The 24,498-nt window shown below is 61.8% G+C and carries 29 protein-coding genes and 1 tRNA gene; 22 read left to right on the top strand and 8 right to left on the bottom strand.

Annotation, left to right across the window (positions count from 1 at the left end; all coding sequences use genetic code 11):
• Positions 1-17 precede the first annotated feature (17 nt).
• Positions 18-734, top strand: a complete 717-nt coding sequence (locus AAC077_RS04070) for an RlmE family RNA methyltransferase (RefSeq protein WP_339766775.1) — start codon at positions 18-20, stop codon at positions 732-734.
• A gap of 83 nt (positions 735-817) precedes the next feature.
• Positions 818-1,261: a hypothetical protein gene (locus AAC077_RS04065; RefSeq protein ID WP_339766773.1), complete on the top strand. Its 444-nt coding sequence runs from the start codon at positions 818-820 to the stop codon at positions 1,259-1,261.
• A 5-nt stretch (positions 1,262-1,266) separates the two neighbouring features.
• On the opposite strand, the gene AAC077_RS04060 is transcribed toward AAC077_RS04065, so the two are convergent.
• Positions 1,267-1,449, bottom strand: a complete 183-nt coding sequence (locus tag AAC077_RS04060; RefSeq protein ID WP_339766771.1) for a hypothetical protein — start codon at positions 1,447-1,449, stop codon at positions 1,267-1,269.
• Between the two features lie 220 nt (positions 1,450-1,669).
• Here AAC077_RS04060 and AAC077_RS04055 point away from each other — a divergent pair, with 220 nt between their 5' ends.
• The gene (locus AAC077_RS04055; RefSeq protein WP_339766769.1) at positions 1,670-2,245 is read left to right on the top strand and encodes a hypothetical protein; all 576 of its coding nucleotides are present in this window, start codon (positions 1,670-1,672) and stop codon (positions 2,243-2,245) included.
• Between the two features lie 255 nt (positions 2,246-2,500).
• Here AAC077_RS04055 and AAC077_RS04050 read toward each other — a convergent pair.
• Positions 2,501-2,590, bottom strand: a tRNA-Ser gene (locus AAC077_RS04050).
• A 139-nt stretch (positions 2,591-2,729) separates the two neighbouring features.
• Between AAC077_RS04050 and AAC077_RS04045 the strand changes: the two genes are divergently transcribed.
• The 8 genes from AAC077_RS04045 (at position 2,730) to AAC077_RS04010 (ending at position 9,818) form a co-directional block, all read left to right on the top strand.
• Positions 2,730-3,557: a DUF2059 domain-containing protein gene (locus tag AAC077_RS04045; RefSeq protein ID WP_339766767.1), complete on the top strand. Its 828-nt coding sequence runs from the start codon at positions 2,730-2,732 to the stop codon at positions 3,555-3,557.
• A gap of 3 nt (positions 3,558-3,560) precedes the next feature.
• Positions 3,561-4,379: a hypothetical protein gene (locus AAC077_RS04040; protein ID WP_339766765.1), complete on the top strand. Its 819-nt coding sequence runs from the start codon at positions 3,561-3,563 to the stop codon at positions 4,377-4,379.
• 183 nt (positions 4,380-4,562) lie between these two features.
• Positions 4,563-5,261 (top strand): 50S ribosomal protein L21, encoded by a 699-nt coding sequence (locus AAC077_RS04035; RefSeq protein WP_339766763.1) that lies wholly within the window; start codon positions 4,563-4,565, stop codon positions 5,259-5,261.
• Between the two features lie 11 nt (positions 5,262-5,272).
• Positions 5,273-5,542 (top strand): 50S ribosomal protein L27, encoded by a 270-nt coding sequence (rpmA, locus tag AAC077_RS04030; RefSeq protein ID WP_089420235.1) that lies wholly within the window; start codon positions 5,273-5,275, stop codon positions 5,540-5,542.
• A gap of 231 nt (positions 5,543-5,773) precedes the next feature.
• A complete protein-coding gene (locus tag AAC077_RS04025) occupies positions 5,774-6,310 on the top strand; it encodes a GNAT family N-acetyltransferase (RefSeq protein WP_339766759.1) in 537 nt (178 codons plus the stop codon).
• A gap of 39 nt (positions 6,311-6,349) precedes the next feature.
• Positions 6,350-7,384, top strand: a complete 1,035-nt coding sequence (gene obgE, locus AAC077_RS04020; RefSeq protein WP_339766757.1) for a GTPase ObgE — start codon at positions 6,350-6,352, stop codon at positions 7,382-7,384.
• Positions 7,372-8,478 (top strand): glutamate 5-kinase, encoded by a 1,107-nt coding sequence (gene proB / locus AAC077_RS04015; RefSeq protein WP_339766755.1) that lies wholly within the window; start codon positions 7,372-7,374, stop codon positions 8,476-8,478. The genes obgE and proB overlap by 13 nt, the downstream gene beginning before the upstream one ends.
• Positions 8,479-8,552: 74 nt before the next feature.
• A complete protein-coding gene (locus tag AAC077_RS04010) occupies positions 8,553-9,818 on the top strand; it encodes a glutamate-5-semialdehyde dehydrogenase (RefSeq protein WP_339766753.1) in 1,266 nt (421 codons plus the stop codon).
• Here the strand turns inward: AAC077_RS04010 and AAC077_RS04005 are convergent.
• Complete coding sequence (locus AAC077_RS04005; RefSeq protein ID WP_339766751.1) at positions 9,815-10,411, bottom strand: histidine phosphotransferase family protein; 597 nt, start codon at positions 10,409-10,411, stop codon at positions 9,815-9,817. The two genes, AAC077_RS04010 and AAC077_RS04005, sit on opposite strands and share 4 nt — an antisense overlap.
• A 26-nt stretch (positions 10,412-10,437) precedes the next feature.
• Between AAC077_RS04005 and AAC077_RS04000 the strand changes: the two genes are divergently transcribed.
• The 6 genes from AAC077_RS04000 (at position 10,438) to AAC077_RS03975 (ending at position 15,328) form a co-directional block, all read left to right on the top strand.
• Positions 10,438-10,623, top strand: coding sequence for a DUF3553 domain-containing protein (locus AAC077_RS04000; protein WP_339766749.1), 186 nt, complete (start codon positions 10,438-10,440; stop codon positions 10,621-10,623).
• Between the two features lie 153 nt (positions 10,624-10,776).
• On the top strand, positions 10,777-11,508 hold the full coding sequence (locus AAC077_RS03995; protein ID WP_339767943.1) for a GNAT family N-acyltransferase: 732 nt from the start codon (positions 10,777-10,779) through the stop codon (positions 11,506-11,508).
• Positions 11,505-12,335 (top strand): lysophospholipid acyltransferase family protein, encoded by an 831-nt coding sequence (locus AAC077_RS03990; RefSeq protein ID WP_339766747.1) that lies wholly within the window; start codon positions 11,505-11,507, stop codon positions 12,333-12,335. The genes AAC077_RS03995 and AAC077_RS03990 overlap by 4 nt, the downstream gene beginning before the upstream one ends.
• A 184-nt stretch (positions 12,336-12,519) precedes the next feature.
• A complete protein-coding gene (gene rpsB, locus AAC077_RS03985; RefSeq protein ID WP_339766745.1) occupies positions 12,520-13,392 on the top strand; it encodes a 30S ribosomal protein S2 in 873 nt (290 codons plus the stop codon).
• Between the two features lie 76 nt (positions 13,393-13,468).
• Entirely contained in the window at positions 13,469-14,344 is an 876-nt protein-coding gene (gene tsf / locus AAC077_RS03980) for a translation elongation factor Ts (protein WP_339766743.1), read from the top strand.
• A 213-nt stretch (positions 14,345-14,557) separates the two neighbouring features.
• Entirely contained in the window at positions 14,558-15,328 is a 771-nt protein-coding gene (locus AAC077_RS03975) for an MBL fold metallo-hydrolase (RefSeq protein WP_339766741.1), read from the top strand.
• A gap of 416 nt (positions 15,329-15,744) precedes the next feature.
• Here AAC077_RS03975 and AAC077_RS03970 read toward each other — a convergent pair whose 3' ends face one another.
• The 4 genes from AAC077_RS03970 to AAC077_RS03955 form a co-directional block, all read right to left on the bottom strand.
• Positions 15,745-16,506, bottom strand: a complete 762-nt coding sequence (locus AAC077_RS03970) for a LuxR family transcriptional regulator (RefSeq protein WP_339766739.1) — start codon at positions 16,504-16,506, stop codon at positions 15,745-15,747.
• Positions 16,503-16,946 (bottom strand): type II 3-dehydroquinate dehydratase, encoded by a 444-nt coding sequence (aroQ, locus tag AAC077_RS03965; protein ID WP_339766737.1) that lies wholly within the window; start codon positions 16,944-16,946, stop codon positions 16,503-16,505. Before aroQ ends, AAC077_RS03970 begins: the two co-directional genes overlap by 4 nt.
• 78 nt (positions 16,947-17,024) lie before the next feature.
• Positions 17,025-17,501 carry a MaoC family dehydratase gene (locus tag AAC077_RS03960; protein WP_339766735.1) on the bottom strand — a complete coding sequence of 159 codons (477 nt, stop codon included), beginning with the start codon at positions 17,499-17,501 and terminating at the stop codon, positions 17,025-17,027.
• Between the two features lie 27 nt (positions 17,502-17,528).
• Positions 17,529-18,533: an NADP-dependent oxidoreductase gene (locus AAC077_RS03955; protein ID WP_339766733.1), complete on the bottom strand. Its 1,005-nt coding sequence runs from the start codon at positions 18,531-18,533 to the stop codon at positions 17,529-17,531.
• A 45-nt stretch (positions 18,534-18,578) separates the two neighbouring features.
• On the opposite strand from AAC077_RS03955, the gene AAC077_RS03950 reads away from it, so the two are divergent.
• A complete protein-coding gene (locus AAC077_RS03950; protein ID WP_339766731.1) occupies positions 18,579-19,241 on the top strand; it encodes a histidine phosphatase family protein in 663 nt (220 codons plus the stop codon).
• A gap of 9 nt (positions 19,242-19,250) precedes the next feature.
• Here AAC077_RS03950 and AAC077_RS03945 read toward each other — a convergent pair whose 3' ends face one another.
• Positions 19,251-20,246, bottom strand: coding sequence for an NADPH:quinone oxidoreductase family protein (locus tag AAC077_RS03945; protein ID WP_339766730.1), 996 nt, complete (start codon positions 20,244-20,246; stop codon positions 19,251-19,253).
• Between the two features lie 149 nt (positions 20,247-20,395).
• On the opposite strand from AAC077_RS03945, the gene AAC077_RS03940 reads away from it, so the two are divergent.
• From AAC077_RS03940 to AAC077_RS03925, 4 genes are read left to right on the top strand one after another with little or no spacing between them, the layout of a single operon-like run.
• Positions 20,396-21,568: an acyl-CoA dehydrogenase family protein gene (locus tag AAC077_RS03940; protein WP_339766728.1), complete on the top strand. Its 1,173-nt coding sequence runs from the start codon at positions 20,396-20,398 to the stop codon at positions 21,566-21,568.
• Positions 21,565-22,680, top strand: coding sequence for an acyl-CoA dehydrogenase family protein (locus tag AAC077_RS03935; RefSeq protein WP_339766726.1), 1,116 nt, complete (start codon positions 21,565-21,567; stop codon positions 22,678-22,680). Before AAC077_RS03940 ends, AAC077_RS03935 begins: the two co-directional genes overlap by 4 nt.
• Positions 22,681-22,695: 15 nt before the next feature.
• Positions 22,696-23,520, top strand: a complete 825-nt coding sequence (locus tag AAC077_RS03930) for an SDR family NAD(P)-dependent oxidoreductase (RefSeq protein WP_339766724.1) — start codon at positions 22,696-22,698, stop codon at positions 23,518-23,520.
• A 3-nt stretch (positions 23,521-23,523) separates the two neighbouring features.
• Positions 23,524-24,441, top strand: coding sequence for an SDR family NAD(P)-dependent oxidoreductase (locus tag AAC077_RS03925; RefSeq protein WP_339766722.1), 918 nt, complete (start codon positions 23,524-23,526; stop codon positions 24,439-24,441).
• Positions 24,442-24,498 lie beyond the last annotated feature (57 nt).

The following is a 24,498-nucleotide window of genomic DNA, read 5'->3' as shown; positions in this document are numbered from 1 at the left end:
ACGAAAGGCGGATTTCCGTGGCAAAGACACCTGATGGCAAGAACACTTCCGGGCGCGGGCAGCGTGAACTGACCGTCAAGGTCAAGACCGCGCGCGGGCGCACCACAAGCTCGACCCGGTGGTTGCAGCGCCAGTTGAACGACCCTTATGTCAAACGCGCGCAGGCCGAAGGCTATCGCGGGCGGGCGGCGTTCAAGATCATGGAGCTGGACGACAAGTACCGCTTTCTGGTGCCGGGGGCGCGGGTGGTCGATCTGGGCGCGGCACCGGGGGGCTGGTGTCAGGTTGCGGTCAAGCGGGTGAATGCGCTGAACGAACGGTCCGGCAAAAAGGTCGGCACCATTCTGGGCGTCGATTTGCAGGAAATGGACCCGATTGCAGGCTGCGAACTGCATGTGCTGGATTTCATGGAAGACGATGCCGATCTTGTGGTCAAGGACTGGCTGGGCGGCAAGGCCGATGTGGTGATGTCGGATATGGCGGCCTCGAGTTCCGGGCACAAGCAGACAGACCACCTGCGGATCATCGCATTGTGCGAAGCAGCGGCCTATTTCGCGTTTGACGTGTTGGAGGTTGGCGGCACTTTTGTCGCCAAGGTTCTGGCGGGCGGGGCCGAGGGCGATTTGCAAAAGCTGCTGAAACAACGCTTTGACAAGGTGGCGAATATCAAGCCGCCCGCGTCGCGTGCCGACAGTTCGGAAAAATTCGTCGTCGCCACGGGTTTTCGCGGCTGAGGCCGTCACGACAGAACGAAATGTTAACGACTGCGTGCTTTGTTGGCCGTGCACCGCTGGGGCAGGCCACAAAGGACCAGATCATGTTCAAACCGCTTTTTGACACGACAGTGGCCGGATGGTCGGGACAGCTTGGGCTGGATGCCCGCAACAATGACGCAATGCGGCTGTTTGCGCAGCGTCAACTGGCCAAGCGTTTGCTGTGTCATCATGTGGTGGCCGCGGTTCAGGCCTGCAATCAGGCGGCGGCCTGGGGCGGTTTGGGTCCGCGTGCCGTGGACCCTGCGAAACAGGGTGAACGCCTGAAAATCCAGCTGACAGCGCGGTTGTGGTCGGTCATGGGTGCTGCACACGGGCGCATCGCAGGGCTGAGCGTGCTGGATCAAAGCGGGCAGTTGGTCGGGATGGCCCGGTCAGGACGCAGCGGCGCCACACATCACGCGCATATTTCGCTTAGCCTGGCTGACCCGCATTCCGGTACGGTGATCGGCGCCGTGGTTTTCGAGCTGGACGCCGCGCAGTTCTGACAGTGTCAGGCGTTGCGTGAAAAGGATCGGCTGGCGATGGCCTTGATCTGCGCGGCCTCGTCCGCACTGATCTGCCGGATGGCAAACCCCTTGATCCGCGCAACCGTTGTCGCGGCCCGGTTCTCCTGACGTAGCAGTTCGAACAGACGCTGGTGGCGCGGGGCGGTGCACAATGGCATATGCGACATGTTGCAGTTCCTTCAGGTGCGTCGTGACTGGGGCGCGGGTGGTGGATATTGTGCCATCCTGCCCGTGGTTTGCGGCATCTGTGCGGCGGCGCAAAGGCGTGTTTGGGGAAACCCCATACAGTTTTAACGAGATTTCCAGCCTGACCCTTGCTGGGGTAACGGGGGATTTACCTTGCCGCGTTACCACCATCGGGATCGTTTCACGCACAGGAGATTTCACATGATCAAACGCCTTATGACGGCCATGGCCACTTTGGCCCTTTTGACCACCCCGCTGGCCGCAGCGGAAGCGGATGGTGCAATGGAAAAATATGCCGTCGAAAGGGCGGCGGAATGGTTGAAAACCGACGCGGTCGTGGCCGCGATCGTGGCCCAGAACGCGCGCACCGCAGGGCTGAGCGCCGAAGAGATCGACGCGCTGGACAAGGACTGGCGTGCACAGGTGGGGCGAGACGACGCGCCACTGATTTCGTCCGTGATGGACAGCCCGGTGTCGATCGAACTGTCCGATCATGTGGCTGACACAGGCGGCATGATCGCCGAAGTGTTTATCATGGACGCCCAGGGGCTGAATGTCGCGGCCAGCGCGGTGACATCAGATTATTGGCAGGGCGACGAGGCAAAGTTCCAGCAGACATATGGCGTGGGACCAGACGCGGTACATATCAGCGAGGTCGAACTGGACGAAAGCACGCAGACCTATCAGGCGCAGGTGTCACTCAGCCTGACCGATCCTGCAACGGGCGCGTTGATCGGCGCGGTGACCTTCGGCCTGAACGCGCAGGCGTTTTACTGACGGTGGTGCCACGGGCGGGGCCAATGGGTTTGGCCCTGCTTTCTTGCCGCATATGGTGCTGCCGCAGTTTGGCTGTCAGCTTTGCAGAACCCAAGGGCAGATGGCACGGCAACGCCGATAGCTGTTTGTGTCGGATGCCAGTTTTCCTAACCCGCTGATCGGGCGGGATTCTGAAGGTCTCCGATGGCATTGGAGATGTTGAAAAACAATCATTCCCGATGTTTTTTTTGATAAAATCACTTGTCAGGAAGATTGTGGCGGAGAGACAGGGATTCGAACCCTGGGAACCCGTGAAGGCTCAACGGTTTTCGAGACCGCCCCGTTCGACCACTCCGGCACCTCTCCGCGGGGGTCTGGTTCGGTTCCAATAATTAGGTTTATCGGGGGTGGCAAGGGGGTTTTGCCAATGATTGCCGATGACGGGATATTTAATTGCCCGTGATCGCAAAACCCATATGGTTGGCACAAACCCGAAAGGACCGTCATGATCGCTCTTGCCCGCTCTATTTGTCTCACCCTGACCCTTGTGCTGGCGGCCACCGTCGCCCAGGCCGCCGACCGTGCGCGGTTGGAAACCTTCCTGGAAGTCACAGGATTTGATGTCGCCCTGGACAGTATCCGGCTGTCGGCCAGTTCGGCGCCTGCGATGCTGGGGCTTGAGGCAAACGACTTTGGCGCGCAGTGGACCGTGATGGCGGACGATGTGTTCGACACCGCCAAGATGCACGACATGGCGCTGGATATTCTGGGTGAGACGCTGGAAGACGACCTGCTGGATCATGCCATCGACTTTTACGACACCGATCTGGGGCGCCGTCTGGTCGTGGCCGAAAACGGCAGCCATATGGACGACGACAGCGAGACCAAGTCCGAAGCGGGGCAGGCGATTGTCGCGGGGCTGGAGCGGATAGACTCACCGCGGTTGGAGGCGTTGAAACGGATGAATGCCGCGAGCGACAGCGCCGGCACCGCCGTGCGCGCCATTCAAGAGGTGCAGGTGCGGTTCCTGGTGGCCGCAGCCGCCGCCGGTGTGATCGACCTGAAAATGGAAGAACCGGATCTGCGCGAGGCACTGCGCACGGACCAGGACGCGCTGCGCCAGTCGATTTCGGAAAACGCGCTGAGCGGGGCCGCCTATACCTATCAGGCGTTTTCCGACGCCGAGGTTCTGGAGTACGCAAAGGCGCTGGAAGACCCCGACATGCGCAAGGTCTATGACCTGATGAATGCGGTGCAATACGAAATTATGGCCAACCGCTACGAGGCTTTGGCCGCGCGTATGCGCAACCTGCAACCCTCGCAAGAGCTGTAAGTGATGTTGCGCCTGACCGTCGCGCTTTGGCTGGCCCTGGCCGGTGCCGCCCTTGCCGGACCCGAAGCCGACACCACGCTGCGGCTGATCCACATAGACGCACAGATGCAGATCGCCCGCCAGGAAGGGCTGGATCATGCCGAGACGCTGAATGCGGATATGTTGGGCGGGCAGGGCGGGGCGCTGTGGCACAGCCAGGTTGACGGCATCTATGATGTCCCCCGCATGGTCGAGGGCGCGCGCGCCCCGATCGAGGCGATCGACACCGCCACGCTTGAGCGGTTGAACCTGTTTCTGGGCAGCGATCTGGGCCAGCGGATCTCGGACCTGGAGTTGGCCGCGCGCACCGCGATGATGGACCCCGACAGCGAAAAGGCCGCCCGCCGCGCCTATGCCGCGTTGCAGGGCAGCGACGACTCGCGTGTCAAAGCGGCACGTTCCATCATTGACGCGGGCGATCTGGTAGAACGCAATGTCGGCACGGCGATGACCGCCAGTTTGCAGTTCTACCGCGCGCTGGTGGACGGTGGTGCCTATGACATGACCGACGAAGACATCATGACCGAGGTCTGGTCGCAGGAGGAAGAGCTGCGCACAGACACCGAAGAATGGCTGATGGGCTATCTGTTGCTGTTGATGCAGCCGCTGGACGCAGATGATCGCGCGACCTATGTGGCATTCATGCAAACGCCAGAGGCCGGTCGGCTGAACGCGGCGCTGTTTGAGGGGTTCGGCACGGTCTACAGCGATCTGACCTATGCCCTTGGGCGGGTTCTTGCGCTGAACCTTAAAACTCTGGGCGATGGCGGTCAGGAGCTTTGAAAAATAGGGCCTGCACCGCTTGACTTTGGACCCAGCGTGGTGCATTGCGCGGCTTCGAATGGGGCTTTTGGGCCTCTTATATGTATAAACATCCCCGACGGGATGCGCAGTCCGTGGCGCGAAAATCGCATGAAATCCGGGGCTTCCGGTGCCAAACGACGCGGTAGAGTAAGGAAGAACGATATGTTCGCGGTTCTCAAAACCGGCGGCAAACAGTACAAAGTTCAAGCGGGCGACACGCTGCGCATTGAAAAACTGGCCGCAAAAGCAGGTGACAAAGTTCAATTCAACGAAGTGATGATGATCGGTGGCGACACGCCCACCGTCGGCGCACCTTTGGTTGCAGACGCAGGCGTTCAAGCCGAAGTCATCGACCACATCAAAGGCGTCAAGACCATCAACTTCGTCAAGCGCCGCCGTAAGCACTCGAGCAAGCGGACCAAGGGCCACCGTCAGCAACTGACACTGGTGCGCATCACCGACATTCTCGCCTCGGGCGCGGACAAGTCGGGCGTGATGGCCGCCGTGGGTGGTGCAGGCTTTACCGCCGTGTTCGCCGATGGTCAGAACGCCAAGCTGAAAACCGCGCAGGCTGAAAAAGCCCGCAAGGCCGATGCTGGTGAAGCTGCCCCCGCCAAGGCACCCAAAAAAGCGAAGGCTGCCAAAGCCGAAGCTGCTGCGGGCGCCGACGATCTCAAGAAACTGTCGGGCGTTGGCCCCGCACTTGAGAAAAAACTGCATGAAGCCGGTGTGACCACCTTTGCCCAGATCGCGGCATGGACGGAAGCAGACGTGGCTGATATTGACGAGAAACTGTCGTTCAAAGGCCGGATCGAGCGTGAAGGCTGGATCGAACAGGCCAAAGACATGACCAAAGGCTAAGGAGAGACCAAATGGCACATAAAAAAGCAGGTGGTTCATCCCGCAACGGCCGCGACTCAGCGGGTCGTCGTCTTGGTGTGAAACTGTACGGCGGCCAGGCCGCTATTCCCGGCAACATCATCGTGCGTCAGCGCGGGACCAAATTCTGGCCCGGCGAAGGCGTTGGCATGGGCAAGGATCACACGATCTTTGCTGTGGTCGATGGCGCCGTGACCTTTCACAAGGGTCTGAAAAACCGCACCTTCATTTCGGTTCTGCCACAGGCGGAAGCCGCAGAATAAGCCGAACCTGACAGGTCAAAATCTTGAAGGGATCGGCGATACCGCCGGTCCCTTTTGCATTTCTGAACAAATTCTTTAGGGGCCGGATCGTTTTAACGTTGTCGTGAGTTTTCTATGCGACAGACCCCTGTCCCGACCTCGCATTCCGCGGGGTCCGCTATTATCTGATCTACATCTCGTGCGCGACCATGCGCGGGGCGGAATTCGGACTGTTCGAGGAGGAACAAACCGATGGAAATGACCAAGGTGGCCACACAGCCGGTGATCGAAACCGAGCGATTCGACCTGCGCCCGTTGCGCAAGTCCGACCGTGGGCTGATTGAAATGTATGCCGCCGACAAACGGGTCGCCACAATGACCACGTCGATCCCGCATCCGCTGCCGCCCGGCACATCCGAGGCATTCGTGGCACGCGCCATGTCCGACACCCGCGAAGAGGACGTATGGGCCATTGACGCGACCAAAGAAGGCGGGTCCGAGCTGATGGGGGTGATCTCGATGCAGCAGATCGACCGCAATCAGGCCGAACTGGGCTATTGGGTGGCGCCGGCGTTCTGGAACACCGGTCTGGCGTCCGAAGCTGTGCAGGCCCTGGTCGAGGCCAATCCAATGGGCAATGCGGCCCTTTTTGCTGTGGTGTTTCAGGACAACGCAGCCTCTGCCAAGGTGTTGACGCACTGCGGTTTTCAGTATCTGGGTGAAGCAGAAAGCTTTTCTGTTGCCCGCAATGCGACCGTCCCCACGTGGACGTATTCGCGCAAACTCTAACGGTTGCCCCGAGGGGCCCGCACAGGCTAGGACCGCGCTATGAAATTTCTTGATCTCTGCAAGGTCTATATCCGGTCCGGTGCGGGCGGGGGCGGCTGCGTTTCGTTCCGGCGTGAAAAATATATCGAATACGGCGGTCCCGATGGCGGCGACGGCGGCACCGGCGGCACCGTCTGGGCCGAGGCTGTGGACGGTTTGAACACGCTGATCGATTTTCGCTATCAACAGCACTTTTTCGCCAAGAACGGCCAGCCCGGCATGGGCCGCCAGCGCACCGGCAAGGACGGCGACGACATCGTGCTGCGCGTGCCCGTGGGCACCGAGATTCTGGACGAGGACGAAGAAACCGTCGTTGCCGACCTGACCGAAGTGGGCCAGCGCGTGAAACTGGCGCGCGGCGGCAACGGCGGCTTTGGCAACCTGCACTTCAAATCGGCCACCAATCAGGCCCCGCGCCGCGCCAATCCGGGGCAGGAGGGCGTGGAACGCACGCTGTGGCTGCGTCTGAAACTGATCGCGGATGTCGGCCTGCTGGGTCTGCCCAATGCCGGCAAATCGACGTTTCTGGCGGCCACATCAAACGCCCGCCCCAAGATTGCCGATTACCCGTTTACAACGCTGCACCCCAACCTGGGCGTCGTCGGCGTGGACAATGTGGAATTCGTGGTGGCGGACATCCCTGGCCTGATCGAAGGTGCCTCCGAGGGGCGGGGCTTGGGCGATTTGTTCCTGGGCCACGTCGAACGCTGTGCTGTGCTGTTGCATCTGGTCGACGGCACCTCTGACACGGTGGCGCAGGATTATCAGACCATCATCACCGAGCTTGAGGCCTATGGCGGCGATCTGGCCGACAAGCCGCGCGTGACTGTGCTGAACAAGATCGACGCGCTGGACGATGACGAACGCAACGCGGCCAAGGCCGAATTGCAAAAGGCCTGCGGCGGCACCGTCATGTTGATGTCAGGCGTGGCCCGCGACGGCGTCACCGAAGTGCTGCGCGCCCTGCGCAAACAGATCGACGATGACCGCCTGCGCAAGAAAGAACCCCAAGAGGAAGAGCAGTGGCGACCCTGACCGATGCCAGACGGCTGGTCGTCAAGATCGGCTCGGCCCTGCTGGTGGACCGTTCAACCGGTGCACTGCGCGAGGATTGGTTGCGCGCCCTTGCGCTGGATGTGCACTGGCTGAAGGGGCAGGGCACGCAGGTCGTTCTGGTCTCCTCCGGCTCGATCGCGCTGGGGCGCGGTGTGCTGGGGTTGCCCTACACCGAACTGCCGCTGGAACAATCGCAGGCGGCGGCGGCCGTCGGCCAGATCCGTCTGGCCCGCGCCTACGAGGACGTGATGGCGGTGCATGGCATCACCACGGCCCAGGTGCTGATGACGCTTGAGGACAGCCGCGACCGGCGCCGCTATCTGAACTCGCGCGCGACGCTGGAAACGCTGCTGGGGCTGGGCGCGCTGCCCATCGTCAATGAAAACGACACCGTGGCCACCGACGAAATCCGCTTTGGCGACAACGATCGGCTGGCGGCGCAAATCGCCGCGACCATCGGTGCGGACCAGTTGGTTCTGCTGTCGGATGTCGATGGTTTTTATTCCGCCAATCCTGCTGATGATCCCACCGCCATCCGCTATGACGTGATCGACGAAATAACGCCCGAAATCGAAGCGCAGGCAGGCGACGCCGGGTCCGGCCTCAGCAAGGGCGGTATGAAAACCAAACTGATGGCCGCCAAAACCGCCACCGCCGCAGGCTGCGCGATGGCCATTTGCCACGGGTTCGAGCCGCGCCCGCTGCAACGGTTGCACAATGGCGCGCCGGTCACCTGGTTCTCGGCCACGCTGGACCCGCAAACCGCGCGCAAACGCTGGATCGCGGCGATGAAACCGCGCGGTACGCTGACCCTGGACGCCGGTGCCACCCGCGCGCTGGAAGGCGGCAACAGCCTGCTGCCTGCGGGTGTTACGGACGTCGCAGGCGACTTCAAACGGGGCGATCCGGTGGCCATTGCCGACCCGTCGGGCCATGTTCTTGGCCTCGGCCTGACCCGTTACACCGCCGAGGAAACCCGCACCATTCAGGGCCACCACAGCGCCCAGATCGAAACCCTGCTGGGCTATCCGGGCCGCGCCGCCCTGATCCACCGCGACGACATGGCGCTCTGACCGCTTCTTTTGGCTGTAAATATCCCCGCCGGAGGCATAAAATTATGCCAAACCCGACCATAAGGACCAGACCGATGAAAGATTTCACCGACATTCCCGCCCTGATGGCCGACATCGGTGCGCGTGCCAAAGCGGCCGCGTCCGAACTGGCCACCGCCTCGGCCGAACGCAAGCATGCCGCGCTGGTCAGCGCCGCTGCCGCCGTCTGGGCGCAGCGTGACGCGATCCTGGCGGCCAATGCCAAGGATCTGGAGTTTGGCCGCGACAAGGGTCTGTCGCCCGCGATGATGGACCGCTTGAGACTGGACGAAGACCGCATTCAGGGCATCGTTGACGGGCTGCGCAGCGTCGCGGAACAGGCCGATCCCGTCGGCGCGGTCCTTGCCGAATGGGACCAGCCCAGCGGGCTGCACATCACCCGCGTGCGCACGCCGCTGGGCGTCATCGGCGTGATCTACGAATCGCGCCCCAACGTGACCGCCGACGCCGGTGCGCTGTGCCTGAAGGCGGGCAATGCGGTGATCCTGCGTGGTGGGTCCGAGAGTTTTCATTCGTCGCAGGCCATCCATGCCTGTCTGATGCAGGGCCTGCGCGACGCCGATCTGCCCGAGGATGCCATCCAGTTGGTGCCCACCCGTGACCGTGCTGCCGTCTCCGAGATGCTGACCATGACCGGCACCATCGACGTGATCGTGCCGCGCGGCGGCAAGGGGCTGGTGGGACTGGTGCAACGCGAGGCGCGGGTGCCGGTCTTTGCCCACCTCGAAGGCATCGTTCACATCTATGTGGACAAGGATGCCGACCCCGAGAAAGCCCTGCGCGTGGTGCTGAACGCCAAGACGCGGCGCACGGGCATCTGCGGGTCGGCCGAATGTCTGCTGATCCACCGCGACGTGCTGTCCACCATCGGTCAGGGGCTGGTGCGGGCGCTGATGGATGCGGGCGTGGAAATGCGTGTGGACGATACGCTCAAGGCCATTGACGGCACGGTCGAGGCGCAAGCAGATGACTGGGGCCGCGAGTATCTGGATATGATCATGGCCGCCCGCGTGGTCGACGACATCGACGCGGCGATTGAACACATCCGCACCTACGGCTCGCAACACACCGAATGTATTCTGACCGAAGACGAAGATACCGCCGCCCGCTTTATGGCGCGGCTCGACAGTGCGATCATCATGCACAACGCGTCGACCCAGTTCGCGGACGGGGGAGAGTTCGGCATGGGGGCCGAGATCGGGATTGCCACCGGCAAGATGCACGCGCGTGGTCCCGTCGGCGCCGAGCAGTTGACCAGCTTCAAATATCTGGTGCGCGGCGACGGCACGACCCGCAATTAAAAGCAGATGGTCAGATCCGTTCCCTGACCTTTGACAGTCACCTTGCGCCCTGCGTCTGCCACCACGGCGGGCAGCAGGGCGAATTGCACATGGGCGGGCTGGATTTCCTCTGGCGGTTGGGCCGTCTCAAGCGCGTTCCACAACCCTTTGTCAATATTCAGCTTTTCGCCGCGCCCGTGAATGGTCCAACGTTGGCGTTCGCAGGTTACTTCGATCCGCCCGCCATAGGGCATGGCGGTTTCCAGACACTGGATCGCCAGAAACGCCATACGCACCGCATCGCGCGGCTGTTCGTCCATCGGGCCCCATGCCACGTCCAGCCGCCCGCCGCCCATCAGATCGCGCAGCACGCCGACAATCTCGGCGCGGCCCATGTCCTGCTGGCCCGCCGCGCCATAGGCGATGCGAAAGAACCGGATGCGTGCGGTGGCGCTGCCGACAGAATCGGTGATCAGTTGCAGTTCCGGCCCCTCGCTGCTGCCGGTCATGCCAAGCAGTTCCAGGCCATTGTTGATCGCGCCGATGGGGGATATGAGGTCGTGACAGATGCGGCTGCCGATCAAAGCGGCCAGATTGACGTTACTGGTGCCCACGGGCGGCCTCCTTCAAAGGGTGACAGATGGAAGATCTCAATGCCATTCTGGCTCCTGGTATGTTGGTACGCCATCCCGATTGCCCGGACTGGGGATTGGGTCAGGTCCAAAGCAACATCGACAAACGTGTCACTGTCAACTTCCGCGAGCATGGCAAGGTCGTTATCGACAGCACCCGCATTGCTTTGCTACCTGTCTTTGATGGCCGATGATCCTTGCTGAAAGGTTAACAGATGGCTGGCACTTTCAATATTGTTTAAGTTGCGCCAGTGCCGCGCGCCCTGCACAACCGGACCCAGAATAGACTGAACCGAATGCCCAAAATACCCCCCGCCCGACAGACCGCGCCGCACTTCCGGATTTCGATGGCGCGTGATGCCGACGATCTGAAGGCGGCGCAGCGGTTGCGCTATGATGTGTTCGTGCGCGAACTGGGCGGTGGCGGCGACATGGTGGATCATGATGCGGGGCTGGAACAAGACCGGTTCGACCCGTTTTTCGATCATTTGCTGTTGCATGACGTGACCCAAGGTCAGGTGGTCGGCGTCTATCGCATGTTGCGCAGCGATCAGGCGCAGGCGGCAGGGCAGTTCTATTCCGAGGACGAATACGACCTGACGCCGCTGCGCCGGTCGGGGCGCAATCTGCTGGAGCTGGGGCGGTCGTGCCTGCACCCCGATTATCGTGGTGGTATGGCCATGCATTACCTGTGGTCGGCGCTGGCGGCCTATGTGGCGGAACATCAGATCGAGGTTTTGTTCGGCGTGGCCAGCTTTCACGGCACCGATGCACAAGCCTTGGCTGCCCCCCTGTCGCTGCTGCATCACCGGCATCTGGCGCCACCGGCGGTGCGTGTGCGGGCGCGCGATGCATCGTTTCAACGGATGGACCTGATCCCCGAGGAGGCCTTGGACCGCCGTGCCGCCATGTTGCAGGTGCCTGCGCTGATCAAGGCGTATTTGCGTCTGGGCGGCGTGGTCGGCGAAGGCGCGTGGATCGACCGCACATTCAACACCACCGATGTTTGTCTGGTGATGGACACGGCGCAGATGAACACCCGACAAAGCCGTCTTTATACCGCGCGGGGGGACGCATGACCGTCACGTGGGACGATGGCAACGTTCCGCCGCCACGCCGGTTCGGGATGGGCGACTGGCTACGGGTCGCTTTGCGCGGGCTGGCCGTGGGCACGCTGGTCTTTGGCGGACTGGTCGTGTTGCTGCTGGTGCGGCTGTTTGAGCGTCCCTTGTGCGGGCTGCACCGTCCGGTCACGCCGTTCATCACCGTGGCGGTCTGCAAGGGCGCGCTGTGGTTGATGGGCCTGCCGCTGCATGTGCGCGGTTCACCGATGCGGGGGCAGGGGGCTGTGGTGGCCAATCACGCCTCGTGGTTGGATGTTTTCGTGCTGAACGCGTCCAAACGCATCTATTTCGTCTCCAAGTCCGAAGTCGCGGGCTGGCCTGGCATCGGCTGGCTGGCGCGGGCCACCGGCACGGTGTTCGTGGTGCGCGACCCGCGCCGCGCCACCGAGCAGACGCAGATGTTTCAGAACCGTCTGCTGGCGGGTCACAAGCTGCTGTTCTTTCCCGAAGGCACCAGCACCGACGGGCTGCGGGTGTTGCCGTTCAAACCGACGCTGTTTCAGGCGTTCTTTGCGCCCGAACTGCGCGACCGGTTGCAGGTTCAGCCGGTGACGGTGATCTACCATGCGCCCGCAGGGGCCGACGCGCGGTTCTACGGCTGGTGGGGCGATATGGAGTTTGGCACGCATCTGCTGTCGACGCTGGCCGCGCCGCGTCAGGGTCGGGTCGAGGTGGTCTATCACCCGCCGTTGAAGGTGGCCGATTTTGCCGACCGCAAGGCGCTGGCTGCTGCTGCCGAGGAAGCGGTGCGCGGCGCGCATCTGCTGGCGGAACCGGCCTGAATGCGGGGCAGGGTGGCCATAAGACAAACCGCTCTTGCGCCTCGCGTAAAACCGGCCTATACGCGCGACACTTCAATCCGCAGGTGGGGATTGGGCTTTCCGGGGGAGAAATCCCCGGACGTCCGCCGGTTGGTGCATTTGCACTGATACCCCGCCAAGGCGAAAACCGGAAAAGGAATAAGACATGGCTCTTCCCGAGTTCTCCATGCGCCAATTGCTGGAAGCAGGCGTACACTTTGGTCACCAGACACAGCGCTGGAACCCCCGCATGGGCCCGTACATCTACGGCGCACGCAACGGCATCCACATCATGGACCTGACACAGACTGTTCCGATGCTGGACCAGGCGCTGCAAGTCATCCGTGACACCGTCGCCAAGGGCGGCAGCGTTCTGTTCGTCGGCACCAAGCGTCAGGCTGCACAGCCGATCGCCGATGCCGCAGAGAAATGCGCACAGTATTACATGAACCACCGCTGGCTGGGCGGCACGCTGACCAACTGGCAGACCGTGTCCAAGTCGATCCAGCGTCTGAAATCCATCGACGAACAGTCGGAACTGGGTTTCGAAGGTTTCACCAAAAAAGAACGTCTGGGCATGGAACGTGACCAGTTCAAACTGGAAGCATCGCTGGGCGGTATCCGTGAAATGGGCGGTCGTCCCGACCTGATCTTCGTCATCGACGTGAAAAAAGAAGCGCTGGCCATCGCCGAAGCCAACAAACTGGGTATCCCGGTTGTGGCCGTGGTCGACACCAACTGCTCGCCCGACGGCATCGACTATATCATCCCGGGCAACGACGACGCGGCCCGCGCCATCACGCTGTATTGCGATCTGGCAGCCCGCGCAGCCCTGGACGGCATGAGCGCCCAACTGGGTGCGGCTGGTGTGGACATCGGCGCCATGGAAGAAGCCCCCGCAGAAGAAGCTGTGGCGGAATCGACCGGTGTTGAAACCGGCAACGTCTCGGACGAGACAGCGCACAACGATGCCATGTCGAAAGACGCGCCTTTGGACATCGAAAGCACCAAAGAAACAGTTGCCAAAGCCGACAGCTAAGTCTGTTACACGGCTTTGATACTCTACGGCGGGGGAAACCCCGCCGACCCGCAATATATCTGAGGAGACCCGACAGATGGCAATCACAGCATCTATGGTCAAAGAACTGCGCGAAAGCACCGGCGCAGGCATGATGGACGCGAAAAAAGCGTTGACCGAAAACGATGGCGACATGGAAGCAGCGGTCGATTGGCTGCGCACCAAAGGTCTGGCCAAAGCGGCCAAGAAATCGGGCCGTACCGCCGCTGAAGGTCTGGTGGCTGTCAAGGTTGACGGCAACAAGGGCATCGCGGTCGAAGTGAACTCGGAAACCGACTTTGTCGGCAAGAACGCCGAATTCCAGGGCATGGTGTCGGGCATCGCCGATGTTGCGATCACCGTGGACGATGTCGAGGCGCTGAACGCGGCCTCCATGGGCGGCAAGACAGTGGCCGAGATCGTGACAGACAAGGTTGCGACCATCGGTGAAAACATGTCTGTGCGCCGTATGCAGTCGATCACCGGCGACACCGTTGTGTCCTATGTGCACAACGCAGCCGCACCCGGCATGGGCAAAATCGGCGTTCTGGTCGCAATGACCGGCGGCGACGACGCCTTTGGCAAACAGGTTGCGATGCACATCGCCGCCGTGAACCCTGCATCGCTGAGCGAAGCCGATCTGGACGCATCCGTCGTCGAGAAGGAAAAACAGGTTCAGATGGACATTGCCCGCGAAAGCGGCAAGCCCGAAGCGGTTATCGAAAAGATGATCGTCGGCCGTATGAAAAAATACATGTCCGAAGTGACGCTGCTGAACCAGCAGTTCGTTGTGAACCCCGACCTGACCGTGGCCGACGCCGCGAAAGAAGCGGGTGCCACAATCACCGGTTTCGTGCGTCTGGAAGTGGGCGAAGGCATCGAAGTGGTCAAAGAAGACTTTGCCGCCGAAGTGGCCAAAGTCGGCAAAAGCTGATTTCGACGCTGTAACAGGCGACAAAAGACAACAGGCAGGGCATCCCATCGGGGTGCCCTGTTTGCATTTCTGGGGCGCTGCCCCCCGCGTCTGCGACGCGTCCCCCGGAGTTTACCTGGCAAGATGAAGGGCCGTTCACGCATTTGTTGGCTTGGCGGCGCGATTGATCGCTCTAACTTGCGATCAAAGCAATCCAACAGGGGACATATCCAAATGATACCGCGCAGAACCTTTCTGGCCACCACGGCCGCCGCCATCACCTTTTTGCCCTATGCCGCACGGGCCGCGGCCCATGCGGGCGACAGCTTTGCCACCGACAGCGGCGAGATCAAGGTGTTCCCAGTCGATCACGCATCGTTCGTGATGACCACGCCTGTGGGCACCGTTTACAACGATCCGGTGGGCGATCCGGCGATGTATACCGATTTCCCTGCCGCCGATCTGATCCTGGTCACCCATGAGCATGGCGACCACTTTAACGCGGAAACACTGGCCGCAGTGATGGGCGATGCCACCGTGTTGCTGGTGAACCCCGCCGTTGCTGAAAAACTGCCCGAAGACCTGAAAACCCGCGCGACCGTGCTGGCCAATGGCGAGGACGCATTGGTGGGCAAGATAGATGTGCGCGCGATTCCGGCCTATAACACCACCGAGGACCGCAAGAAGTTCCACCCTGAAGGGCGCGACAACGGCTATGTGCTGACCATCGACGGGTTTCGCGTCTATATCTCGGGCGACACCGAGGGCACGCGCGAGATGATGGCGCTGACCGATATTGATCTGGCGTTCGTCTGCATGAACCTGCCGTTCACCATGGACGCCGATGCTGCCGCCGAAGCCGTCGCCGCGTTCAAGCCGACCTATGTCTATCCCTACCACTACCGTGGCCGCGACGGTGGCACACAAGACCCCGAGGCGTTCGCCGCCGCAGTGGGCGATGCCACCGAAGTGAAAATGGGCGACTGGTATCACAAGGAAGGCTGAACCCGGGTTCACCGGTTCGCTGAAATAGGAAACGGAGCCGCCCGGGCATGAGCGGCTCCGTTCTTTTTCCTCGGGTCTTGATCACGGGGATGAGACGTGACCCTGAGGATAGGGTCCGACCCCGAAGATGGACTATACATCCCAGGGCCGGGGTCCGGAAAGTCCGGCCGGTCAGCAGAGCCCCGATATCGCGGGGGTGCCTTCCGCTGCTCCAATGGCATAAGCCACCACTCACGGAACACCTTGATACTGACGGTTTACCTTAATTAACAAAAGTCAGGTAATCCTTACCCATGGTCAGATTATTACGGGCCGCGGGGAAGGGGAAAGAAGATTGTGTCGCGTCACCCGTGACAATTTTTGCGATTGTAACGCAGAAAAAACCAGCGGGCAGGGACCGTTAGCCGCTAGACCCTTCAGGCTTCCAGTATAAACATCTGGTTGGCAAAGGCGGCTTTCAGCACGGCCTGCGCGGTTGTTTCCACCGCCAGCGCCTCGCGTGCCAAGCGCAGGTGTTTTTCCACGGTGGCCGCCGTCAGCCCCATCAGCACCGCGATGTCCTGCATGGTCTTGCCGTCGCCGACCCATTCCAGCGCCTCGCGCTGGCGTTTGGTCAGGCCACGGTTGGGGCCGGTATAGGGCAGGGTCAGAATTTTCAGGTGGGCGACGTTGTTCATCAGGTGAATGTCGCGGCCATGCACCTTCCAAATCTCGTCAATCTCGTCCTGGGACATGCCGTCGCGTGCGGTCAGGGCAATTGCGCCCTTGGATCGGGCCGAGACCGATTTGAAGCTGATCGTGTACCCTGCGGTCACGCCCATCTTTTTGTTGAACTCGACAACCCGTGCTTCGGCAGGGGTCAGGGTTTGGGTTTCGACCATCTGCCCCAACATTTTCCAACTGCCCGCACCTTCGTTGTTCAGCGCCCAGTTGACCATGGGGGCGTGCACATAGTGCTGCTCGCCCATGAACACATCGGTGTAGGATTTGTCGTGGTTCGTCAGAATGATGAAATCTTCGGGATCGCCCAGATTGTTGCCATAGCGGTAGCGGGTAAAGCCGTAGATCAGACGGTCAAAGCCGTAGCTGGCCATCTTGTCGGTGTGCGCGTCCCACAGCTCTTCCATGGTCTGACAATTGGAAAGCCCATGCAGATAGACGCGCACATCATCGGTCATGCTACAGATCCCAGATGTTTGGCCAGCACCTGGATGGCCAGATCATAGCCCTGTGCGCCAAAACCTGCGATCTGGCCCAATGCAACAGGGGCGATGTGGCTGTGGTGGCGGAATTCCTCGCGGGCGTGGATGTTGGACAGGTGCACCTCGACCACGGGCAGTTCGACCGATGCAATCGCATCGCGCAGGGCCACGGATGTGTGCGTGTAAGCACCTGCGTTCAGAACGATGCCGCCGTGCGTGCCCTTGGCCGCATGGATCGCGTCGATCATAGCGCCCTCGTGGTTGGATTGCAGACACACCACATCCAGCCCCGCGTCCTTGCCCCACGCCACACACATCTGTTCGACATCTTGCAATGTCGTGCGCCCGTAAACCTCGGGCTGGCGTGTGCCAAGCAAATTCAGGTTCGGTCCGTTGAGGACAAGAATCGACGTCATATCAATACTCTTGTAAATTCAACGCATAGTTAGCCGCACCGCACCCGTGCTGTCCAGCGCAGTGCGGTGCGGAATGTCTCAGGCCGGTGGCGCAAACACGGCCAGACCCAGCCAGTCGGCGATCAGGGCAGGGGTTTTTTCGCCCTCGATCTCGATGGTCAGACCGCTTTCGCGCAGCAGATCCGTTGCATTGCGCTGGGTGACCGAATTGATCACGAACCGGCCCCGCACCCGTGCGCCGGCCTTGACCGGGTTCAGAAACCGCAGCTTGTTAAAGCCGTAGTTGATGCCCATGACCTGACCGTCGGCCATGGAAAAGCATTCATAGGAAAACCGGCTGGCCAGGCTGAGCGTCAGAAACCCGTGTGCAATCGAGCCACCAAAGGGCGTTTCCTTGGCGGCACGTTCGGGGTCCACGTGAATCCACTGTTCGTCCCGCGTGGTTTTGGCAAAATCGTCGATCATCGCCTGATCGACGGTGATCCAGTCGGACACGCCGACCTCTTGCCCGATCAGCCCCTCAAGGCGGGCGGCTTCTGTTTCGATAGGTGTCATAGTCTCTCTCCCTTTAACTCTGTCAAATCACGACGGATCGGCGGTGACGCGCACCATCCGTTTGCCCTTGTTGTCGCCTGCCAGCAGGCCGATCAGCGCCTTGGGTGCGTTTTCCAGCCCCTCGACCACATCTTCGGTCACCTTGATCTGGCCACTGCGCACCCAGGTTTGCAGCGCGCGGATCGCCTTGGCGTCGTCGTCGGCGAAATCCATCACGATGAACCCTTCCATACGCAGCCGTTTGACCACGACCAGACCGGGCAGGTTGCGCGGGCCGGTGGGGGCCTTGGTGTCGTATTGGCTGATCGCGCCGCAGCAGGCGATGCGGCCTTTTTCGTTCATCAACGCCAGCACGGTTTCCAGCACGGTGCCGCCGACATTGTCGAAATAGACGTCGATGCCATCGGGGCATTCGGCACGCAGGGCTTTGAACAACCCCGCCTCGCGGTAATCAACGCAGGCATCAAAGCCCAGCTCGTCCACCACCCATTTGCATTTTTCAGGCCCACCCGCGATGCCCACGACGCGGCACCCAAGCGCCTTGCCGATCTGGCCCACGTAACCACCGACCGAACCGGCGGCCGCAGAGACAACAATGGTTTCGCCCGCCATCGGTTTGCCAACGCTGACCAGCCCGTGAAAGGCGGTCTTGCCGGCAATGCCGTAGACGCTGATCAGATGGCTCAGCTGATCCACCTTTGGCAGCTTTTCGACCTTGTGTGCGGGGCGCACCACGTAATCGGCCCAGACCGCTTCGGCGGCCACGATGTCACCCACGGCAACACTGGATGAATTGCTTTCGACCACCTCGCAGATCGAATAGGTCGCCATCACATCGCCCGCCTTGACCGCATCGCGGTAAGTCGCGCCCTGCATCCAGCTGCGGTTGGCAGCATCAATAGACATCAGGATGGTTTTCAGCAGCACTTCGCCATCGCCCGCCGTTGGCATCGGGGCGTCTTGCAGGGCAAAGTTGTCTTCGGTCAGCGTACCCTCGGGCAGCGTTTGTACGACAATCTGTCGGTTGTTCATTGTCAGCGTTCCTTGTTATCAAACGTGAAAAGAGAAAGGTTTGTGATGTCCCAGGAATTCCGCCAGCCGGTCTATGCGCCGCCCAAAGGGTCTGCCGACCTTTTGTTGATCCGCCACGGCGAAAGCGCGCCCGCGCGCGAGGGTGTGCATTTCGACACCGTGGACGGGCACGGCGATCCGCATTTGCACCCGCAAGGGCACAAACAGGCCGAGCGTGTGGGCGAACGGCTGAAAGGCAATGCGATCCGCGCGATCTACGTGACCAAACTGACGCGCACCCAGCAGACGGCGGCCCCGCTGGCGCAGCATCTGGCCCTGACGCCGCAGCAAAACCCCGACCTGCACGAGGTACACTTGGGCGATTGGGACGGCGGTCTGTACCGCGTCAAGGCGGCGGCGAACGATCCCGTCTATCGCCGCGCGATGGAAGCGCAGGACTGGGGCCTGATCCCCAACGCAGAAAACCGCGATGCGTTTTTTGAACGGGTGCGGCGCGGGCTGATGGACATTGCCGCCGCACACATCGACGAACAGGTTGCCGTTTTCGTGCATGGCGGTGTCATCGGCGCCGCACTGGCCGTGGCCGCGCGATCCGAACCCTTTGCGTTTCTGGGGGCCGCGAACGGGTCGATCAGCCGCCTTGTGATCCAAGGCGACCGTATGACCATTCGCGGGTTCAACGATATTTCGCATCTGGATGGCCTCTGATTTCAGAGGTCATTCGACCTTCAGCACGACCTTGCCCTGCACCTTGCGGTCCTGAATGTATTCCAGCGCCTTGCCGGCCTCTTGCAGCGGGAACACCGTGTCGATGCGCGGCTTGATCTTGCCGGCGGAATACAGCGTGAACAGATCCTGCATGTTTTCCATGTGGCCTTTTGGGTCCTGACGGGTCGACGCGCCCCAGAACACGCCAACGATCTGGCAGGATTTCAACAGGGTCAGGTTCAGCGGAATCTTGGGGATGCCAGCCGGGAACCCCACGACCAGGAACCGACCGGCCCAGGCCATCGCGCGAATGACCGGCTCGGCATAGTTGCCGCCCACGGCATCGTAAGCGACGTCAATGCCTTTGGGTCCGACCAGGTCCTTGATTTCTTTGGAAAACGCACGCTGCGCGTCCTTGTCCATGTCGCGGGTGTAAACCAGCGTTTCATCGGCCCCGACCTCGCGGCAGAACGCGGCCTTTTCCTCGGATGACACGGCGGCGATCACGCGTGCGCCCGCGGCCTTGCCCAACTCGATCGCAGCCACACCAACGCCGCCCGCAGCGCCCAGAATGAACAGGGTTTCGCCCGGCTGGATGTTGGCGCGGTCCTTCAGCGCGTGGTGCGATGTGCCATAGGTCAGCACCAGACACGCCGCATCTTCGAACGACATGTCGTCGGGCATCTTCAGGCAGGCGGCCGCCGGGGCGCACAACTGCGTGGCAAAGCCGCCAAAGCCGGTCATTGCGATCACCTTGTCGCCCACGGCAAAGCCTGTGACGCCTTCGCCCAACTCCTCGACCACGCCCGACACTTCACCACCGGGGGCAAAGGGGCGTTCCGGCTTCATCTGGTACAAATCCTGAATGATCAAAGTGTCGGGAAAGTTCACGCCTGCCGCTTTGACGGCTATCCGAACCTCGCCTTTGGCAGGCTTGGGATCGGCGGTTTCGGTCCATTCCAACGTCTCGGGTCCGCCCACGGCGGTGCTCATCATTGCTTTCATATCGGTTTCCCCTCCATAATCCGTGACGCAACGGCACGACTGGCCACAGCGTCTTGTCATCGACAATCCTGCCTGCGACACCTTGTCAGCGCAATTGCGAAATGCAATTTTGCATTGCGGAACGTAACGGCACTGCTGCATCGGGGAGGATGAGCATGAGCGATGACGCACTGATGTCATTCCGTACGGAAGTTCGGACATGGCTGGAGGAAAACTGCCCCCAGGAAATGCGCGACGGCGCGTCGGGCGAGGATGCCATTGTCTGGGGCGGGCGCAACTGGGAATTCAAAAGCGACGCGCAAAAGCTGTGGCTTGAGCGGATGGCAGCCAAGGGCTGGACCGTGCCCACGTGGCCCGTGGAATACGGCGGCGCCGGGCTGGACCGCGCGCACCACAAGATCCTGATTGACGAAATGCGCAAGATGGGCGCGCGCGTGCCGCTGCAAAGCTTTGGCATCTGGATGCTGGGGCCGGCGCTGTTGGCGTTCGGGACGCATGAGCAGAAACTGCAATACCTGCCGCCCATCGCGCGCGGCGAAGTGCGCTGGTGTCAGGGCTATTCCGAACCGGGTGCCGGGTCCGATCTGGCAAGCGTTCAGACCAAGGCCGACAGTGACGGCGACCATTATGTTGTGAACGGTCAGAAAATCTGGACCTCTTACGCCGACAAGGCCGACTGCATCTTTGCGCTGGTGCGCACCGACCGCGACGCGCCCAAACATCTGGGCATCACATTCCTGCTGATCGACATGGAAACGCCCGGTGTGACCACCAAGCCGATCCGCCTGATTTCCGGCAAATCCCCGTTCTGCGAGACCTTCTTTGACGACGTGCGGGTGCCCAAGGCCAATGTGGTCGGCACTGAAAACCGCGGCTGGGACGTGGCCAAACACCTGCTGACCCACGAACGCGAGATGATCTCGGGCGGCGGGCAGGGCCTGCTGGGCGGGCGTCCCTTGGGTGCTGTGCTGAACGAACAGGACGGCGGGCTGACCGATCCCGTCCTGCGCGCCGAGGCGATGGGCTGCGAGGTTGATGCACTGGCCGTGGCGCTGACGCTGGAACGCTACAAAGATCAGGCCGAAAGCGGCGGTGGCGTCGGCGATGCTTCGGCCATGCTGAAATACGCGGGCACCGAGCTGAACAAACGCCGTCACGAGCTGATGATGTCGGCAGGCGGTGCCGATGCGCTGACGTGGGATGGCAAGCATGACGGGCTTGCCGCCGACTGGCTGCGCACCAAGGCAAACTCGATCGAAGGCGGCACATCCGAGGTGATGCTGTCGATCATTTCCCGTCGTGTATTGGGGCTGCCGGCATGAGCACACTTTTGTTGACCGAAGACGAAACCATGCTGCAAGACGCCGCGCGCGGCTTTCTGGACGGCGCGGCCCCCGTGTCGCATTTCCGCAAGCTGCGCGACGCGGGCCAGACCCATGATGCAAAGCTGTGGGCCGAGATGGCGCAGATGGGCTGGACCGGCGTTCTGGTCCCCGAAGACGCGGGCGGGTCCGACATGGGCCATGCTGCGGCGGGGGTGCTGGCCGGTGAGCTGGGCAAAACGCTGGTGACCTCTCCCTTTATCTCAACCGCCGTGATCGCGGCCACCGCGCTGCGACAGGTGGCGACAGACCGCGCGCGCGATGCGTTGGCGTCGATTGCGGCGGGCGACGTGATCTACGGGCTTGCCGTGGACGAGGGGGCAAAACATGACCCCGATGCCACGCAGCTTGAGGCACGCGCCGACGGCAACGGGTTTCGCCTGTCCGGCACCAAGGGGTTCGTTGTGGATGGCGGCAATGCAGACCGTCTGCTGGTTCTGGCCAAGACAGACGCCGGCCTGACCCTGTTTGACCTGCCGGCCGACCGCGATGGCATCACCCGCACGGGCCAGAATATGGTCGATGCCCGCGACGCGGCGCAGGTGACATTTGATAACGTGCAAGCCACGGGCGACGATGTGCTGGGATCGGTCGATGACGCCATGACCGTGCTGAAACCGGCGCTTGAGGCCGGACAGGCGACGCTGTCTGCCGAGATGCTGGGCCTCAGCGCCGGGGCCTTTGCGATGACGGTGGGCTACCTGAAAGAACGCAAACAGTTCGGCGTTGAAATCGGCCGCTTTCAGGCACTTCAACATCGCGCCGCACATCTTTGGTCTGAAACGGAAATCACGCTTTCGGCTGTGCGCCACGCAGGCCGCAAGCTGGACGAAGACCCCGACAACGCCACGCTGGCCGTATCGCTGGCCAAGGCCCGCGCGACACAGACCGCAAAGCTGGCCGTGATCGAAGGCGTGCAGATGCATGGCGGCATCGGCATGACCGATGATTTCGACATGGGCTTTTTCATGAAGCGCGCCCGCGTCGCGACCGAGTGGCTGGGCGATTACGGCTATCACGCCGCCAAGGTCGCGGCCGCGCGCGGTTTTTAAGGTAAAGGATGAACTATGACACCTAACGATCTGTTTTCACTTAAAGGTAAGATCGCCCTTGTCACCGGTGGCGCGACCGGCATTGGCCGCATGGCGACCACCGGATTGATGCAGGCGGGCGCGCATGTGCTGATCGCCTCGCGCAAGGCGGACGCCTGCAAGGCCGTTGCGGACGAGCTGAACCAGATGGACGCCCCTGGCAGCGTCGAAGGGTTCGCAGGCGATGTCGGCACCGAAGAGGGCGTTGCCGCCCTGACCAAGGCGGTACAGGAACGCACCGACACCCTGCACATCCTGATGAACAACGCGGGCATCTCCTGGGGCGCGCCAATGGGACAATTTCCCTTTGATGCCTGGGCGAAGGTGATGAATGTCAACAACGCAGGCATGTTCAGCCTCACACAATCCCTTTTGCCGATGCTGATCGCCTCGTCCAACGCCGATGATCCGGCGCGGGTGGTCAACGTCGGTTCGGTCATGGGTGACGCGCCGCTGGGCGACGGGGCCTACAGCTATGCCGCGTCCAAGGCGGCGGTGCACCAGATCACCCGCATCATGGCCAAGGAACTGGCCAGCCACCACGTCACCGTCAACGCGCTGGCACCGGGGCCCTTCGTCAGCCGCATGACCGCCTTTGCCACCGCAGACGAGGACACCCGCGCCAAGGTCGGTGACGACGTGCCGCTGGGTCGCGTCGGCCGTGAGGAAGACATCGCAGGCTGTATGCAGTTCCTGTGCGGCCGTGGCGGCAGCTATATCACCGGTGCAATCCTGCCGGTGTCGGGCGGCATTCAGGTGATGTCCGGCCCCAACCTTTTCCGCGCTGCTCTGGAGGGCTAAGATATGATCCGTTTTGATGATCGCGTTGCCATTGTCACAGGCGCAGGCGTCGGCCTGGGCCGCTGTCACGCGCTGGGTCTGGCCGAGCGGGGGGCCAAGGTTGTGGTGAACGATCTGGGTGCCAGCACCGACGGTGCCAGCACCGGATCGGATGCCGCGCAACAGGTCGTGGCCGAGATCGAAGCCATGGGCGGCGAGGCGATAGCCCACGGTGCCGACGTGTCGAACGAAGAACAGGTCAACGACATGGTCGCCAAGACCATCGAAAAATGGGGCCGCATCGACATTCTGATCAACAACGCCGGCATCCTGCGCGACAAGACGTTCGGCAAGATGACCATGGACGACTTTCGCAAGGTTGTTGACGTGCACCTGATCGGCACCGCCAATTGCTGCCATGCGGTCTGGCCGCACATGCGCGCCGCGCAATACGGGCGCATTGTGGTCACCACCTCGGCCTCGGGGCTTTATGGCAACTTTGGCCAGTCCAACTATGGCGCGGCCAAGGCCGGTGTCATGGGCCTGATGAACGTGCTGCATCTGGAAGGCGCGCGTGACAACATCCGCGTCAACACGCTGGCGCCCACCGCCGCCACCCGCATGACCGAAAACCTGATGCCGCCCGAGGCGCTGGAACTGCTGAAACCCGAAACCATCACGCCGGGCGTGCTCTACCTGGTTTCCGAAGACGGCCCCAGCCGCAAGATCCTGGGCGCAGGGGCAGGGCACTTTGCACTGACCCGCGTATATGAGACCGCCGGTGCCCTGATCGAGGGCGACATCACCCCCGAGGCGGTCGCCGCCCAATGGGATCAGATCTCGGCCCCCGAAGGTCAGGAAGAACTGAACGACGCCTTCGGACAAACCCGCAAATTCGCGCTCTCTGCCGCCAAGGCGAAGGGCATCAAACTCGACTGGTAAAATTCTTTTGGCCCCAAATATCCCGGGGTCCGGGGCAGCGCCCCGAAATTCCGACCA

Source organism: uncultured Pseudosulfitobacter sp. (assembly GCF_963976325.1).
Taxonomy (GTDB): Bacteria; Pseudomonadota; Alphaproteobacteria; order Rhodobacterales; family Rhodobacteraceae; genus Pseudosulfitobacter.
This window is presented reverse-complemented; position numbering and strand designations above follow the sequence as displayed.